Genomic DNA, 17,758 nt, shown 5'->3' on the forward strand with positions numbered 1-17,758 from the left:
GAACATACAAAAAAGAACCCGCAGCACACGCTACAAGTTCTTTTTCACTACATTTCAAACGATTTCTTTATTAACAACATAAACCAAATTAATGTAACTGCCATCAACGAATGAGAAAATCCTACAATATAAGTTAGCCCTTTAAAGTCAGCTCCATTTAACTGAAGAAGCCCTCTCGCTGCTAGCGAACCTAACATTAATGTTAATGCAATGTTATGTAAAACAAACCACTTATTAAACCCTTGCACTTCATGAAACGCGAATACTTTTGCTAATCCTAAAGCAATTAAAAAGAAGAAAAAGCCAAGTACAAGTGTATGTGTATGCAAAAGATTTAACAAAGTAGATCCTAAAATCCCTTTATACTTACCATACTCCCTAGCGAAAATCCCTGATAATAAACCGATAATCAAATACGTAAACGATGCATTATATAATTTCTTCATTATGTACCTCCTTGAGTAGAATGTGTAGTGTGTCATATTTAGTAATAATGATAGTTATATAGTAAAAACTCCTAGTCACCTAGGAGTCATTGTATAAGTATCTCACTCTTTACAATCAATCCTAATTATAAAATATCTCTCTATACAAAACAAACGAACTTTATGTGAACAAATACCCCCATTAAAATATGTTGCACTTTTGTTTTACACAATCCATACTAATTGTTATAACTTTTTAAAGGTGGTGTAATAATTGATAGTTCTTGAAACCGAACGTCTAAATCTTCGTTGGTTTGATATAAAAGACGCTTCTTTTATTCTTGAGTTAGTAAACGATCCTGCATGGATTCAGTTTATCGGTGACAAAGGGGTTAGAAACTTAGAAGATGCAAAAAATTATATTGTAAACGGTCCCATCGATATGTATAACAAACTCGGATTTGGCCTTTACTTAGTAGAACGAAAAGAAGATCTCACTCCACTTGGTATGTGTGGCCTTATTAAAAGAGATTCATTAGAAGACGTTGATATCGGATTTGCCTTTTTAGAAACATTCCGTTCAAAAGGATATGGCTACGAATCAGCTTCTGCGATAATCGAATACGGTGTACAAAAGCTCGGCATGAAACGAATTGTAGCAATTACTTCTATAGATAACATCGCCTCAGGAAAGCTTTTAGAAAAAGTAGGATTACGATTTGAGAAAATCATTTCAGATTCAGGAGAAGATTTAAAATTATTTGGGTATAACGCATAGTAAAGAAGATCGCCGTGAATGGTGACCTTCTTTACTATTTTACTGATCTCGTCATAATACTTTTAGTTCCATTATAGTTTTGCAGTAATTCTTGTGATTACTACTATGCCTTTCATATCAAATTTTTTGGAAATTTATAGAAATAAAACTTTCACATTTAAATAAATTATATTAATATATTAAACAAAGGAAGTGATAATAAATGGAACAACCGCTATTTTTATTAGTTCTTCAATTCATTGCATTCATATTAATCATTTGTATCGTATATGGAATGTTGTACAATACCGTATTGAAATTAAATATGCCTAAATGGACTGCACATATAGTAGCTACGGTATTTTCATTTGGTATCGCCTATCAAGCTTTTATAAATTTTATTTGAAAAAATTTTTTAGCAATTACTTCTACAAATATTGTTGATGCAGTAAAATTTTTAGAAAAAGTAGGATTGTAATTTGAAAGGATTATTTCAAGATCAGGAAATGTAACCATTTTTTATAAAGTCTGTCTAGCGCAAAATAGTAAAGAAGTTATTTCCGCTGAAAATGTGTTTGCATAACAAGGAATGAATTTAATCGATCCTGCAAAAATTTTATTTTAATTCTGGTTCTATTGTTTGGAATCGTTCTAGGGTACCATTTGTGTGGACTTTAAAAATTTTCATTTGCGCACCAAAATGTTGCGTTAAGTAAAATGTATCACTAGTTATTAAATTTCCAATCTTCCAATCAGGTTGATATGTAATTTCCATAGAACTTTCTAAATCCCTAATCATTATTAAATTGATATATAAGGAAATTTCATAAATCTTCAATCACAGTTTCTAAGTTCACCTGATAGAACGTATAAAGACTCATATCATCTTTTGATAATTTTTGGATGCTTTATTCTAAGTATATTCGACACGAATTGATTATTTTTTATGAATTTTCTTGAAAAATATTGTAATATCACTCCATTTTTTCTTCTATTTTGTTATGATGTTTATAATTAAATTGGATTAGGATTTTTTTAGAAAATGGGGGCGTATATTATGAGTGTCTCAGTAAAAGGAAATGAGCAATTAACCTCTCTATTGAACGACTGGTATCGATCTATGCTATCTCAGCAAGTTATAAAAGCTACTAATCTAAAAAAGAAAATTGATGAAAAAATTAATAAGTTAAGCATTGAACCGGATCAAGAGCATCAGGATCAAAATTTGTTACTATACTATTCACTACTCGAATTTCGTTACAAGGTCTTAACAGATAGCCTTGGTATTCAACAAAATAGTTTTGATACTATTATCGATTATGATATGCCTACAGATCAATTTCTACAATTCTATTATCATTTTTTCAAATCCATTCATTCCACTTTTATATCAAATTATACTGAGGCAGAGGAACATTATAAACTAGCAGAAAAAATATTGGTAGCTATACCAGATGAAATTGAACATGCTGAATTTTACTATAGAATTGCTACTTTCTATCACCATACCTATAACAATCTCACTTCTATCGAATACGCAAATAAATCGAGAGCAATCTTTTCAAAGTATGAAGGTTATGAAGTAAAAACAGCCTTTTGTAATAGTTTGCTAGGTGGTTGCTGTATCTATTTAAAACAGTACGAACAAGCAGAAGAATATCTACATTGTGCAATTGATTTACTACAAAAAAATGGGGAAGAAGATTCCTTGTTATACGTAAAAAATACGATGGGTTGGTTGTATTCTGATCAAAGTATGTCAACTTTAGCTATTCGTCATCTTTCAGAAGTAACAGAGAAAATTCCTACACACTTCAAGGCCATCTTCCTACAAGCTAAGGAATATTATAAATTAGGAGAACAATCAACGGCCAACCAACTCATTGATAAGGGATTACAGATTTGCAGAAAAATTCATAACGAAGAATACACACACCACTTCTCTATTTTAAAAAGATTAAACGAAAATATTCCATTGGAAGAATTAGAAAAAATCATTCAAGAAGGAATCTTATACTTTGAGGAAGAAGAGTTATGGGAATATGTTGTCGAATACGCCGAATTATTTGCCACAAAATGTAGACAATTAGAGAACCACCAAAAAGTAAGTGACTATTTCCATATTTGTTATCAAGCAAGACAAAAATCAATCGCAAAAGGAGTGTTAAAATAATGAAAAAAATTAGCTTATTATTATCAGGCATTGCTTTTATTGGGGTATTAACGGTGGGAATTTTTCAGTTTTCTAAAACAGATCAGCTTGCTACTCATGGGCATTATCCTGCTCCTTCATATAGTGTTGGCGATTATGGTGGTGCGCCACCACAAATTTAATGTAAATGTATTTAAAAACCCTCCAAATGGAGGGTTTTTAAATGGCTTATCTGCCTGTTCAATACGCATAGAGATTACATATTATACTTATTTACTATGTTATAAGATTTTTCATTTCCACTCTGTAACAAGATTCTAGCATTCTCTCCTAGAATCTCAACTTAAATCTTAAATCCACCAATTAACTCTTGAAGTTCTTCCGCCATCTGTGCTAATTGTATTGCTGAAGAATTTATCTCTTCCATAGAAGCATGTTGTTCCTCAGATGAACCAGCTATCGTTTGCATACTTGAAGAATTTTCTTTTACAGCCATAGCTATTTGATCAATCGATGTATCAACTTTCATTGCATCAGTTGTCATTTTATTTGATAGTTCTACCATACCCTGCACTTTTGATACAATATCATTTGCAGATTTTGAAATCTCATAAAAACTTTGTTTTGTATCATTCGCAACCTTAATTCCCGACTGTACTTCTACGCCTACTTCATTCATAGCTTTTACAGTCTCATGTACGTCTGCTTGTATTTCCTTAATTAAACTTCCAATTTCCATTGAAGATTCGGATGATTGCTCTGCTAGTTTCCTAACTTCATCAGCAACAATTGCAAACCCTCGCCCCTGTTCTCCTGCTCTAGCTGCTTCAATTGCTGCATTCAATGCTAATAAATTTGTTTGTTCCGCAATATTTTGAATCGCTTCTAATATACTTCCAATTTGTTGCGATTTCTTATCTAATAATTTTATTACATTATCGGATTGAGAAACAGAGTGATGGATAGATTGCATTTGTGCTACAGTTTGTTCTACTAATTGTTCTCCTTCATTGGCTTTTTGTTTTGTGTATATGGATGAAGCCGATACTTCAGATGCATTCTCAGCTACATATTGAATATTTCGTGTTACCTCACCAATTAATTCAGCTCCAGACTCAACTTCATTATTTTGAACCTCTGCACTGTTCGAAATTTCTTCCATCTCTTTTGTAATTTGTTCTGTCGCAACACTTGCTTGCTCTACACTAGCAGTTAGTTCCTCAGAAGACGCAGCTACATGTCCTGCCGATGTGTTAATTTGAGAAATAATATTACGTAACGACTCTGCCATTGTATTGAAACTACCACCCAATTGACCAAGTTCATCCTTTGAACGAATATCTATTTTCTCGGTTAAATCTCCTTGACTAATTCTTTGAGCTGAAATGACTAATTGTCTTAGTGGAGTAATTATAGATCTGAGTATGAATAGAATTACAATCCCACCTAACAATAATGAAGCCCCTATTATAGTGAGCGTTTTATAAAAAATAGGATTAGTAGCTTCTTCAATTTCTTTCGTAGGCATTACGCCAGCTATTTTCCAACCTGTTTTTTTGTTTGTCTTAAAGCTTATGTTTCGATCTTCGCCATTGAGGCTATAAGTAATTACTCCATCTTCTGTCTTATACAATTCATCCGCTAAAGTTTTCTCTAATTTCTCTCCAGGCTTTAGTGATGGATGAACAACTATAGTTTTATCTTGACTAACTATAGATACAAATCCTTGTTTACCAATTTTTATCATTTTGGATGTTTTTACGATATCTGTAATATTCAAATCTACGCCAATGACACCACTTTTATCTGCATTTTGCTTTGCAATTGCAATTACCATATTTCCTGTAGACTTTGATTTATAGGGAGATGAAACAATAATCTCTCCATTTGCTTTTACTGCATCCTTATACCAACTACTTTCTAACGGATTAAACCCTTCTGGTATTTTACCAACCGGTGCATGAATAAATTGATTGTTACTGGATGCCGTATAAATCGTTTCTATCTCTGGATGTAACTGTATATATTGATCAAATTTACTCTGTACATTTTGCGATTGTTCAGGATTATAATCCCCTTGTGTAAGTACCTTTGCAAAATGAGTGACATCTATATGCTTATTTTCTAATTCATCATCAACAATCTTATCTAAAATACTTATATTATCTTTTGCTGATTGTAGAATTGTTTCATTAAGATCTGTTTTTGCTTTATTATAAGATGATACTCCTACGATAAGGCTTGGTATAATTAATATTGCTATAAATGCCATAGACAACTTCGTTTTAAGCTTTATTTGTCCCAATCTTTCTTTTATATTAAACACTAGATACTTCTCCTTTTCATTTTTACTACTTATATAGTTTATTTAAATTTTTCTCCTTTATTTTTCCACATTCATTTATGGTACCATTCGAAATGAAACCACAATTACATCCTATTATCTTCACTTTAACATTTAACGATTTAAATTTCACAGGCAGAGTTTTATCTGTCCTCCTTTCGAATATGTTATTTTTCTAGATTCAGCAATTATTAGACTACGAATTATTCCAAATAAACTGGATGCAACATATACTTCATTTAAAAATAATTATTGGATTTGTTTGGATAAAAATCTAGTTTAGCGCTAATCCAATCGGATGAAATTCTTACCATAATACATTCACTAAATATAACTAAGTACATTTATTTCTTTAAATACTTATATTTAACTGTCTTTTAACCATTCTAACTGTATTACTTCAGCGTTTTATCTATTCATTACAACCACTTTTATTTTATTGAATCACTAAAACATAAATTCTAAATAGGAGAATAAAATAAATTAGAGAATTATATTGTAACATGTTTATATAAGTTTTTAATATTAAAATTTAAAAACTTTACTCTTTTTTTATATGCAATATTACATGCGAAAAGCCATAATTTTTTTGTTATACTATGCATGTGGATTTTTCATCCAAAATCCACCCAAACGCATATTTATGTATATGCCACCCTAATTGATGAAAGTGAGAAGAGTGTTTATCATTTTTCTCACTTTTTTATTTAGGCTCTGTTAATATTGATTATTGATAAAAAGTATTAAATAAGGGAAGACACCTTAGAGTTGGTGCTTCCCTTATTTGTTGATTATTCAAATCTAAAATAGGCATTTTCTAAACCTATTCTTTGCTTTAATGTTCTGCCCAAAGCATAATTATTTGGTAATTCTTTTTCAATGACACAAATAATATAACCTGCTTTTCCTGTTGTTAAATTAGTTAGTTGTAAGTAGTTAGTGTTGTCGTAGATATAAGAAATAATATATTCATAGAAATTATTTTCTTTATCTTCTCTATTCATACCAACATTGTACAACCTAACTCTTGCTCCTATCCAAATTTCCTCATCATCATCAACATTACTTAAAGGCATCCATTTCGAGTTATCCAATATTTCACCCTTTTCTTAATTCATTCGTTTATACACGAATGTTGCTAGACACAAACTATCATAAGCATCCGTCATTTCATTGATTAGACGACCACCGACAGAGAAAAAAGACTCAACATAGCTTTTTACCCATTGAAACACTTGCTCTTTTAGTTATTTTTACATTTTGAATCTACGAAAATGAATTCCCTTATAAAAACTCTAACAGAGAATCTTCCTTCCAAATTTCACCTAGGGAATTATTTGTTTTCCAAAAAAACTACCAACATCTTTATCAACTCATTTTAGAATATTTAAACAATAATTCCATATACATTACCTGCATAAATTATTCATTTTCTTTTATATAAGACCTACCTTTTTACTTTTGATAGATTATTAGACATTGGATTATTATACATAAATCCCAAAAACATGCGGTATTTTGTAGAATTTTGTCTATCAATATGTATGTACACCCTTTTGTAGTGGATATAGACTGTGAGGTGTAAGGAGATACCTTACAAAATAATAAAAAGGAGATTATAGAATGAGTAGATTAACAAAATTCTCAAAGTTAGTATTTGCAACTTTAATCGCGGGAAGTAGTCTAAGCACCTTTGTTTCGTCACACAGTGTACAAGCTGACACCTTAGATCCTAATTACCAAGACAAAGTAAAATTCATACCACCTTCTAGTGCTAGGCCAAAATTGGAACAAAAAAACACTATTGTTCCAGAAGCAAAATTTGTTAAAAATTTTTCAAAAGAATTCCACCTACTAACACCTTTTTGTTGCGCCTATTCGTTTATTTCAATATGATACTTTTCCATCTCGTATATGCAATAGACAATGATAGCTAAACTCCAACTGACACTATAATAATTATGTGTGTAGAAGTCATAGCCCGCTTTAATACCTTTCTCTATTACAACTAATGTAAATCCTAAAGCCACCCATCTGTTAATTTTCATCTTTATAAACGTTAAAGAGATAATTATTAAAAATAAAATATTTGTAAGATGATTTATCATTAGCTCATATTTTTGAATGTATACTGCCATTATACAAGCAACGATATTAGTCGCAATGCCAAAGGCAATCACCGCTCTCCAAACCCTGTCCGAAAGTCCCACTCCTGAGTCAGTCCCTTCCTAAACAAATATCCCTTTCTTTAATTCGTTCCTGCACCCTATTCAAGATATGCTAAATTATCCTTGTCTGATGAATATCTATTTATCTTTTCATATAGAGCAAACAAAATTTCTACTCATAATTTTTTCTTTATTAGACAAACTATGTCTAAGCCGTTTGAACTAGCGGCTTCACTCTTCTGGTAATGGGATAGCACAATTTATTGAATTGACTAACTCATTCAACCCACTGGCACCGGCAGGCAACAAAATAGTTGTCTGCCATTTTCATGTATACTTTTTCTAATTTCATTTCAAACCAAGTGTGTGCTGTACTGATTTCAAAAGGACAGAATTTCATTTTTTAAAATGTAAAAAAGATGAGGTCCTGTCTACTTTTGGTATAGGACTTTTTCTTTTCACACATACTATTTTTGAACCTGTTTACCAATACGTGTCCTAATGGTATCTTGAATTCCTCCTAAAAAGGGCTGCAGATACGACTGCATGCCCTTTTATTTACGTTGCTTCTCTATATTGAATAAAATAATTAAAAAATAAAAATGTAATATTACATATTTTTTCTGTTCAGATTATGTTAGGATTTACTTCGTAGTCGAATTATGGTTTCGTATCTAATTCAGCAATATGTGAACTGTTTACCTAAAGAAAAGACACCCAAAAGGTGTCTTTTCTTCTTTTAATCTAAAAAACATTTTTTCTTTTCAGTAAGATCCAATTATCCCTCTAACCTAAACCTCATAATTAAAGGCAATTTAATCATGGTACTCAAGAGTTTTCATCTATTTCAATATAAATATATTTTAATTTAAAATCCCATTTCCAGCACTATATTTGCTTTCCTACAGATTTTCTGTCTTGTTCTTAATTCTGTCAAAATCCTCATGTAGCTATACAAAGAATATATGCTACTATGATATTAAGAAACTATGCGTTCCCTTAACCCTGTATCCGGCCCTGTATTTATTACAGGGTCTTTGTTTATTTTATTTACTTTTATCGGCTTATAAGGGTTAATACACAACCAATTTCAATTAAAACCGTTTAAATGTTAGTTAGAATTTGAAATAATATATCTATTAACTTTTTTAACAAATGTAATCTAATATTAAATTTCTAAATCTATACTGTACTATACACCAGTTAACACTATATAAATGGTATTAACTATCTTAATTGAATATTAGTAATAGTAAGTATAAACATTATCAATTTACTACATATTACATTTATGTAAAAATAAATACATGTTAAACTTTTTCAAAATCTTTCCCCTAATAAAGATTTGAAGTAGCATTTCATGATTCTCCTTACTGTTAATATGCCTTGAAAAAGAACCCTATAGGGTTCTTTTTCTTTTCATTATAACCTCAGTAAGTCCATACAAAAAGGACTGCTAATTATTTGCAGCCCTTTTACACGTTAATATACACTTGTATTACATGCTTAAAACTTTATTGTATTAGGTATTTATACCAACTAAACATGCCATTATCATTTAGATATATAACACTTCAAAGTTTAGAAGTATACAATAACAAATCTTTCCCAGCTTCCAGCTACATAACTAGTAGCTGTTAATTCTCTACCACCATTTGCTGATATATATCTACCATTACTTAGTGCTTGTAATACATATATCCTATTGTCTCCACCATTATATAAGATAAACTTTTCCCATGCACCAATTGATGTACGATCTGCTACTACTCTACCATTTGGCTCAAACAAAACATACTTCCCATTACTTTTAGTTTTTAAAGCGTACGTATATAATTCCCCAGTCCGAATTAATTCGAATTTCTCCCATTCATTAACTGCATTACGATTTGCTATTATATTTCCCGAAGGCTCAGCCGAAACATATTGTAAATTTGCTGCCTGTATAGCAACTGTCCAACTTCCATTTTACTTTAAAGGTTTAAACAATTGTGACCACATTTGTTTAAACCTCCACAATTTTTTCTAAGCTATTCTCTAAAAATCTTATTTTTCGTTGTAAATAAACCTGATTGGTACTCTTTATGCAAAAGAAAAGATGGAACCTTTAATTCAACTCCACCTTTTTTCGAAATAAAAAGCATCTAATTCTATTTGAATTAGATGCTTACATTTAGTCCTTAAACCTAATATTCTAAACTATTTACGCGTTTGTAAATCTTTTTTTATTACATCCCAGAGTGATTTATCTTGACGCATCGGTTTACCCTCTTCATCCCATTTTATTTTTTCTGTTCCCAATTCATAATTCATCCCTGTCCATGTGTCTTCACGGAATGTATAGAATGATTTATGCCATCCTTTTTGGTTAAAGATAGAAATAAGATCTTGCATGTATTGAGTAGCACCTGGAACAGTACGGTTAATTCCAAACTCCTCTGCAATAATTCGATTAGATGGTACATGATTTTTCTTAGACCATTGTTGAATTGGCTTCAAAAACTTCTCTAATCCCTGTCTATTCCACATTACAGGTTTCTCTAAATCCCCTACTTTTACTAATCCTGGATATTGATATTCCTTGTTTTGTTTTTCACCTTGGCTCGTTAATTCATATGGTTCATACATATGAAATGCGTATAGTGTTTTTTTATCCTCTACTGGTTTTAAATATTTAAAGGCCCATGGAGTAGCATATAAACCTGAATCTAAAATAATCGGTGTTTCTTTGTCCACTTCACGAATGGAGTTAATCACCTTTTCATAAAATCTGTTTAAATCAGCTGTCGTTCCTTTTACTTTTGCATACCATTTCTCGTAATCTGCCGTCCAAAAATCATTATATCTATTATTTTTAGCTGTTTCTGGATGTGGTTCATTTATAATATTATAACCAACCACCGCGGGGTGATCTTTTAGTTCCAGAGCGAGGTCCTTCCAAAATTGACTTGCTTGTTCTTGATACTTCTCTTCTTCCCATATTCTGTCGTCATTCTTATTATTATTAAATTGACGCCATCGATCACCAGGTAAGGATAACATTGTAAGAACGACTTTCATTCCTTGTGATTGTGCGGCATCTAAATCCGCCTTTAATTTTTCTAGATCTTCCTTTACTAATCCCCGATAGTTATCTGCATTACCTATCAGAAAATCCTTTCCAGAAGTATCTGGTTTATCCTCAAATAGAAAATCTTTATCTTTTGCCCATTTATCAGGTGCTAAACGCACATATTCAATATTAGCTTCTTTTGCACTTTTATAGTTTTCAGGTAATGACGTACTATTCATGAAATTAGTACCCTTTCTTTTCGAATCCCAAAAACTAATTTTTGAATCTCCCTTGTGGTATGTATCAGCTCTTACATTCATTTCCTGTACTCCAAAACTCATCATGCCTAATAACGCAACAATTGGCAAAACTTTTTTCACAACTTTCCCTGCTTTCTCTTTATATTTAACACACATAACATACCTTTGTTTTGTTACAGGAATATGGCAATTTTCCAAAAATACCTTTTAAATTTATACATTGGTAGTTCATTCATAAAAAAAGAAAGAGATAATTAGAACGTTGCTTCATTTTAAAAGAAACAAAAAAGGAATCCTTTACGGATTCCTTTTTGCAATGCACTCTTTTTCAAATGGTACATTTTGCACCTACTTTTAGTATAACTTATAATTCCTATAAAATAAATAAGATTAACTGAAATTTACTTCAAATTGTGATAAAAAACATAATTAAGAAGCGCAGATAACTAAATATCATCCCTTTTATTAAATAAAAAAGATTAAATAATTCCCCCTCCAAACTAGGACCCTTTTACACCTTTTACAAATATTGTTATAATTAGATAAACTAAAGCATTATCCCATTAACAAAGAGAATCCATAATTGAAGTCCTTTTGTTAATTAGCTATTAAAAATGATAGCATGTGATTATTGTATAATTTCTTCCTTTTTTAGATCTGCATATTCTTCTACGAAATCCCATAAACCTTGCTTTTCGAAGTAAGAAATACTTTTTTCACTTCTTCTAAGAGTTTAATTGCTTCATCTTCATTAAGAGAACGTAAAATATTGAAATGATATACTCTTCATTTCCTAATTCCATACAAACTGCTAATCCTTTTTCAATAAGTTCTTTTACAATATTTGTTTTTCTTAGCTTATAGTGTTCACGCGCTTGTAAGAACAATGCTTTAAAATGGGCAATATTCTTCTCTGTCACTTCTGATAAATGACGAATTGCTAATTTAGATAAATTTTGAGTTGCATATAATAGTCCTAGATTATGCCTTACTATTAAAATCAATTTTTCTTCATTATGTTTTTGCAAAAGGTCAATGGAACGATTGAAATGTTCTTCCGCTTTTTCAAATTGCTTTAAGAATATACGAGCTGTCCCTAATGCGGTTTCACAAGAAGCAACTTTCACCTCATATCGCATTAGCCCTAAATACAAGGAATATAGATACTTATTTTACTTTCAAAGGCTGAAACCTTGCTGCATAACTACTGAAAATAAAATGAAAAGACGTTCAAATCCATATGGATAGATCGTCTTTTCACTTTATTTCATACATATACTGATTTTTCACTTATTCATTTTGTATTGTACTTAAAAAACCAATAAATTCATCTTCATTTACAGGTTTACTGTAGTAATAGCCCTGAATTAGATAACATGCAGTACGTTGTAACACTGTTAATTGTTCCTTCGTTTCTACCCCTTCTGCTATCACTTTCATGTTTAAAGTATGAGCAAGTGAAATAATGGTTTGTATAATTTCATCTCCATCAGTAGAAGTTCCAATCCTATTAACAAATTCTCTTGGAATTTTCAAAGTATCAATTGGATAAAGAGGCAGATACGCTAATGAAGAATAACCTGTACCAAAATCGTCAATTGATAAATGTACACCATATGATTTTAATGCTTTTAACTTCGATAAGGTTTCCTTTTCATCTACCATTGCTATTCGCTCTGTTAATTCCAAATCAATCGAATTAGCAGGTACTCCTATCTCTTCTATGGTAGATATAATGGTTTGAACAAAATCTTTCTGTTCAAACTCTATAGCTGATAAATTTATCCCCATCTTTAGATTTGAAAAGCCCGCAGAATACCATTCTTTCAGTTGTTGACACGCTTTCTGTAACGTCCACTTCCCAATTGAAATAATCTGCGCCGTTTCTTCTGCGATAGGTATAAACTCAAAAGGAGAAATCAGCCCAAGCTCTGGATGTTGCCAACGTATTAAAGCCTCTGCACCAATAACCTTACCTGCCTTACTATCAATTTGTGGTTGATACAATAAAAACAACTCATTATTTTCAATTGCATTTGGTAAATCCTGTTCTAATCGTAATCGACGAGTTACTTTTTGAGATAATGTCTCGTCATACATACAAACAGCATTGTTACCTTTTTCCTTTGCGCTATACATAGCGATATCAGCGTGTTGTAAAAGTGTAGTAGTATTTATTCCTCCAAATGGATACACTGCTATTCCTATACTAAGAGATAAGTAAAAACTATGCTGATTTACTACAAATGGTTCTTCAGTTATACGAAATAGAGTTGTACACAAATCCAATAGCTGTTGCTCTGTTTGGTTATGGACAATGATCGCAAACTCATCACCACCTATTCTTGCTAGAGGAATAGTCGGTGGCAGACATGTCCTAAAACGTTTGGCAACTTCTTTTAAAACCTTGTCACCAATCGAATGACCCAATGTATCATTAATAGTCTTAAAGCGATTTAAATCAATATACAGGAGCCCAAACTTATCCTGTGTTTTTTGTGCACGCTTAATAGATCTATCTAATTCTTGTTGGAAGAATATACGATTTCCAATCTCCGTCACCGTATCATGGAATGCAAGGTAATTTATCTCTTCCTGTTGTTGTTTCATCCTTGTTATGTCTTTTACCATTACATAGCTCCCAAAGGTTTGTCCTTCTATCATAATAGGAACTATAGTGACATACCAAAAGAGTATATCCTTCTCATTGTTATTTTTCACACGTAACTGTAGTGAAGATGAACTACATCGTTTCCCTTTCTTTATAGCTGCTTCCAATTCAGATTTATCTTCATCTAAAAAAATAGAGAAGCACTCTTTCCCTATCAATGCAGCACTTTCTTTTCCTAATAACATACTTCCAGCCTGGTTTATATTTAATACGATACCGTTTGAATCAATCGTTAAAATAGGATCCGGATGATACTCATATAATGACTTAAATCTCTCTTGATTTTTTACTAAATCATTAGATTTATTTATTAAATCCCTTGTTCTTTGAGATACTGTTTGTTCTAATTGATTATTAAACACTTTTAATGTTTTAGTTAACTCTTTGTTTTGCATTCGTACGATTGTATGACGAATCAGTACAAATACAAAAGCAATACAATTTCCCGTAATTAATGTAGCTGAAGAAGTTTGCTCTTTCAAAGTAAAGCCAATTAAGACTGCAACTGCAAGATAAGGGAATATACCAAGAAGTTTCTCTCCAAATGTCGGATTAATAATAAAATAATTTCTTTTAGAAGAAGTATTCTTTGGGATTGTAGCAGCAATAGCGATAAATAATAGGAAAACTCTATACAAACACCTTAAAAATATAACTGAACGCTCTGACAAATCACCTTGTAAGTAAAAATACAAATAGTCCGTAATAGCCAATCCAGTTAATACTAGGATAAAAATAAACAATTTACTTTTTGCATTGAAAATAGCAGGTCGAAAGATCAGTGTAACTCCAAGTAATAGAAGCAATAAATCTATAATCGGAAAAATAAATGAGAGAAAAACATCTCCAATTGATAAGAATAAAATATTTGCAGATGGTTTATTAAATAGGTACCACTCTAATGTAAAAATAGCAGTAACAACAATGCATAAATCACAAAGTAAATACGCTTTCTCCCATTTGTTACATTCCATCATAATTTTATAAAAGAACGCAAAAAGAAAGAAGAATAAGAAAAACAGTAGAAATACATCAGAAATATTAAAATTTTGTATTGGTAATTCTACATTAAGTACTTGAAAAGCGGATATGAAATTCCCTATCAAAAAACACCCTATTGCAATAGTAATGCAAACCCAGAATACTCCTAACTTAATTTTTTGGGATAATATAGAATACAGTAATGAGATAAATACAGTAGTTTCAACGACTAAAGATGATAGTCGGATATTAAAATCCGATACGAAATAATGATTCGGAAAAACAAATAAAAATATAAAGCAAAAGCTTATATAAGTTATTAAAGCCAATATCAATACATAAAATTGCACATATACATGTTTACGCAATGGATTCACCTTCTTGATTTTTCTATACTTTTATTAAAAAATGGCTTGATGGTGGCACAAGTCCTACTAATTAAAATGTGTGCTACCTATTATCCATATTATGACCTTTTTAAAAGATTTCTTTCTACACACAACAATCTTATTAACTTTTTGTAGATGTTTACAATTATCAATACTGAGGATTCTAAAAAGGATAAGCTGAAAAATGTAATTTTTTAAGTATTTGAGCATCGTAAATTTGGCGGGTACAACTTATCTACTCTTTACATATGAGATAGAATCTACTCCTCTATTGGATTATAGTTGCTATCTGTCACACTTAAAAAGGAATGAAAATATACTATCATTAAAATAGAAATTCAAATTAGTTTACGAAACTAACCGTAACTATTATAGTTACACAAAAAGTTGATGTCAATTTCATATCCTCCCTTTTTAACGGACAAAAGACATGACCTATTGAACAAAAATGTGATGTTTATAAAAAGGGCGGTAAAGTTTTATCTCCTTACTCAAAGAATTATAAATGATTTAGAATTAGATGAAATTGAAGCTAATATTGCATCTCCCTAAAAAGAATGTTACTCTAAAAATAGAATTATGAAAGGAATGATGGATGAATAATGATTAACTAATTTATATTTTAAGTTGAATTTTATAACTTCAAACTACAAAATATAGGGTTAGTCTATCCATTTTTAAAATTCAGTTCATACTTTATTTGTCATGATTCAAATGATTAATAAGTACTTATTAAGTATAGACGAAAGACTAATCCTTCCGATTACAAATTGGGGGATTTTTTTATTCCCGTTTGTCTTAGTTGAAACTTACTAATTGTTAAATGTACTTCACAAATAAAGGAGCGAGAAAAATGAGTACTTCAGATACTATTGTTACACATGTAATGCTCTATATAAGTCGTTAATATCCATCAAACTTATATAGAGGAATTAAAAAATGGATGGATGTTCCGACTTTATATGAAACGTTTCGATATATAAAGGAGGAATTATTATGTCAATGATAAAGGTCCAAGACTTAACTTTTTCATACCCAGGTAGCTTTGATAATATTTTTGAAAGTGTAAACTTCCAAATAGATACGGATTGGAAGCTAGGATTTATTGGTAGAAACGGACGAGGTAAAACGACATTCTTTAATTTATTGTTAGGGAATTATGAGTATAGCGGGAAAATCCTTGCTTCAGTAGAATTCAATTACTTCCCCTACTCTGTTTCAGATAAGAACAAATTCACTCATGAAATCCTTGAAGAAATTTGTCCCCAAGCCGCAGATTGGGAACTTCTACGTGAGATATCCTATTTAAATGTTGATGCTGAGGTCATGTACAGACCATTTAAAACATTATCAAATGGGGAACAAACAAAAGTGTTGCTTGCTGCACTGTTTTTAAATGCGGGTCAATTTCTATTAATTGATGAACCAACAAATCACTTAGATACAGATGCACGAAAGATAGTCTCCGATTATCTAAGGAAGAAAAAAGGATTTATTTTAATTTCACATGACAGAATCTTTTTAGATGGGTGCGTTGACCATATCCTATCTATTAATAGAGCAAATATTGAAGTTCAAAGTGGTAACTATTCTTCTTGGAAGTTAAATTTTGATAGACAGCAAGAACACGAGAAGGCTACAAATGAGCGTCTACAAAAAGACATAGGGCGATTAAAACAGTCTTCCAAACGTTCAGCAAGTTGGTCTAATGACGTGGAAGCTTCAAAAAATGGAACGAGGAATTCAGGCTCTAAGTTGGATAAGGGGTTTGTAGGACATAAAGCAGCCAAGATGATGAAAAGAGCAAAAAACCTTGAATCAAGGCAACAAAAAGCTATTGAGGAAAAATCAAAATTACTAAAAAATGTGGAAAAAACTGAGTCATTAAAATTGGAACAACTACAATTTAAATCAAATGAATTGGTTACTTTAGTTGACGTGTCCGTTAAGTACAATGATCAAATTGTGAATGAGCCGATTAGCTTCATAGTTGAACAAGGTGACCGAATTGTACTTGATGGAACGAATGGGAGCGGAAAAAGTAGTATCCTAAAACTAATTCTAGGACATCCGATACAGCATACAGGCTTAGTTACTTTAGGTACAGGACTCATCATTTCCTATGTCCAACAAGATACTTCTCATTTGAAGGGATCGCTATCAGGCTTTATTGAAGAGCACAAGATTGATGAAACCTTATTTAAGTCCATCCTAAGTAAGATGGACTTTGACCGAATTCAATTTGAAAAAGATATATCTCATTATTCTGGTGGACAAAAGAAAAAACTGCTTATCGCTAAAAGTTTATGTGAAAAAGCTCATATATATATATGGGACGAACCACTAAATTTTATAGATATCTATTCCCGTATGCAGATTGAAGAACTTATTCAACAATTTAATCCCACAATGGTTATTGTTGAGCATGATAAAATATTTCAACAAACAGTTGCAACGAAAACTATATCTATGTAGCTCAAAACGAATACTTGAAAATATAATCATTAACTTGAGTCCTTGAATTATAAAAACTTTAATGAATTGATAAAAAAAGCCTAA

At 31.1% G+C, this 17,758-nt stretch carries 12 protein-coding genes and 3 pseudogenes; 6 read left to right on the plus strand and 9 right to left on the minus strand.

Going from position 1 to position 17,758, the window contains the following annotated elements:
* Positions 1-47 precede the first annotated feature (47 nt).
* Positions 48-446 (minus strand): DUF2871 family protein, encoded by a 399-nt coding sequence (locus BAQ53_RS16350; RefSeq protein ID WP_208905934.1) that lies wholly within the window; start codon positions 444-446, stop codon positions 48-50.
* A gap of 253 nt (positions 447-699) precedes the next feature.
* Between BAQ53_RS16350 and BAQ53_RS16355 the strand changes: the two genes are divergently transcribed.
* Positions 700-1,203 carry a GNAT family N-acetyltransferase gene (locus tag BAQ53_RS16355; RefSeq protein WP_000636213.1) on the plus strand — a complete coding sequence of 168 codons (504 nt, stop codon included), beginning with the start codon at positions 700-702 and terminating at the stop codon, positions 1,201-1,203.
* A gap of 202 nt (positions 1,204-1,405) precedes the next feature.
* On the plus strand, positions 1,406-1,588 hold the full coding sequence (locus BAQ53_RS16360; protein ID WP_000437511.1) for a hypothetical protein: 183 nt from the start codon (positions 1,406-1,408) through the stop codon (positions 1,586-1,588).
* 210 nt (positions 1,589-1,798) lie between these two features.
* Here BAQ53_RS16360 and BAQ53_RS16365 read toward each other — a convergent pair whose 3' ends face one another.
* Positions 1,799-1,981 carry a DUF5065 family protein gene (locus tag BAQ53_RS16365; RefSeq protein ID WP_033673089.1) on the minus strand — a complete coding sequence of 61 codons (183 nt, stop codon included), beginning with the start codon at positions 1,979-1,981 and terminating at the stop codon, positions 1,799-1,801.
* 258 nt (positions 1,982-2,239) lie between these two features.
* Between BAQ53_RS16365 and BAQ53_RS16370 the strand changes: the two genes are divergently transcribed.
* Both BAQ53_RS16370 and BAQ53_RS16375 read left to right on the plus strand, forming a co-directional pair.
* Positions 2,240-3,355: a Rap family tetratricopeptide repeat protein gene (locus BAQ53_RS16370; RefSeq protein ID WP_208905936.1), complete on the plus strand. Its 1,116-nt coding sequence runs from the start codon at positions 2,240-2,242 to the stop codon at positions 3,353-3,355.
* Entirely contained in the window at positions 3,355-3,516 is a 162-nt protein-coding gene (locus BAQ53_RS16375; protein ID WP_000724107.1) for a hypothetical protein, read from the plus strand. The genes BAQ53_RS16370 and BAQ53_RS16375 overlap by 1 nt, the downstream gene beginning before the upstream one ends.
* A 161-nt stretch (positions 3,517-3,677) precedes the next feature.
* Here BAQ53_RS16375 and BAQ53_RS16380 read toward each other — a convergent pair whose 3' ends face one another.
* Both BAQ53_RS16380 and BAQ53_RS16385 read right to left on the minus strand, forming a co-directional pair.
* The gene (locus tag BAQ53_RS16380; protein WP_208905944.1) at positions 3,678-5,660 is read right to left on the minus strand and encodes a methyl-accepting chemotaxis protein; all 1,983 of its coding nucleotides are present in this window, start codon (positions 5,658-5,660) and stop codon (positions 3,678-3,680) included.
* Positions 5,661-6,469: 809 nt separating this feature from the next.
* On the minus strand, positions 6,470-6,754 hold the full coding sequence (locus BAQ53_RS16385; RefSeq protein ID WP_208906963.1) for a hypothetical protein: 285 nt from the start codon (positions 6,752-6,754) through the stop codon (positions 6,470-6,472).
* A 547-nt stretch (positions 6,755-7,301) separates the two neighbouring features.
* Between BAQ53_RS16385 and BAQ53_RS16390 the strand changes: the two are divergent.
* Positions 7,302-7,511, plus strand: a pseudogene (locus tag BAQ53_RS16390) (hypothetical protein); the annotation flags it as partial.
* Positions 7,512-7,552: 41 nt separating this feature from the next.
* On the opposite strand, the gene BAQ53_RS16395 reads toward BAQ53_RS16390, so the two are convergent.
* The 5 genes and pseudogenes from BAQ53_RS16395 to BAQ53_RS16415 form a co-directional block, all read right to left on the minus strand.
* Positions 7,553-7,888 (minus strand): hypothetical protein, encoded by a 336-nt coding sequence (locus BAQ53_RS16395; RefSeq protein ID WP_000524436.1) that lies wholly within the window; start codon positions 7,886-7,888, stop codon positions 7,553-7,555.
* Between the two features lie 1,539 nt (positions 7,889-9,427).
* Positions 9,428-9,814 (minus strand): annotated as a pseudogene (locus tag BAQ53_RS16400) (fascin domain-containing protein); the annotation flags it as partial.
* Positions 9,815-10,045: 231 nt separating this feature from the next.
* Entirely contained in the window at positions 10,046-11,314 is a 1,269-nt protein-coding gene (locus BAQ53_RS16405) for a glycoside hydrolase family 5 protein (RefSeq protein WP_208905946.1), read from the minus strand.
* A 496-nt stretch (positions 11,315-11,810) separates the two neighbouring features.
* Positions 11,811-12,291, minus strand: a pseudogene (locus BAQ53_RS26665) (tetratricopeptide repeat protein); the annotation flags it as partial.
* Between the two features lie 157 nt (positions 12,292-12,448).
* Positions 12,449-15,178, minus strand: a complete 2,730-nt coding sequence (locus tag BAQ53_RS16415; protein ID WP_208905956.1) for a sensor domain-containing protein — start codon at positions 15,176-15,178, stop codon at positions 12,449-12,451.
* Positions 15,179-16,195: 1,017 nt separating this feature from the next.
* Here BAQ53_RS16415 and BAQ53_RS16420 point away from each other — a divergent pair.
* Positions 16,196-17,674 (plus strand): Lsa family ABC-F type ribosomal protection protein, encoded by a 1,479-nt coding sequence (locus BAQ53_RS16420; protein WP_000061799.1) that lies wholly within the window; start codon positions 16,196-16,198, stop codon positions 17,672-17,674.
* Positions 17,675-17,758 lie beyond the last annotated feature (84 nt).

This window comes from Bacillus sp. B25(2016b), from assembly GCF_001679765.1.
Taxonomy (GTDB): Bacteria; Bacillota; Bacilli; order Bacillales; family Bacillaceae_G; genus Bacillus_A; species Bacillus_A thuringiensis_K.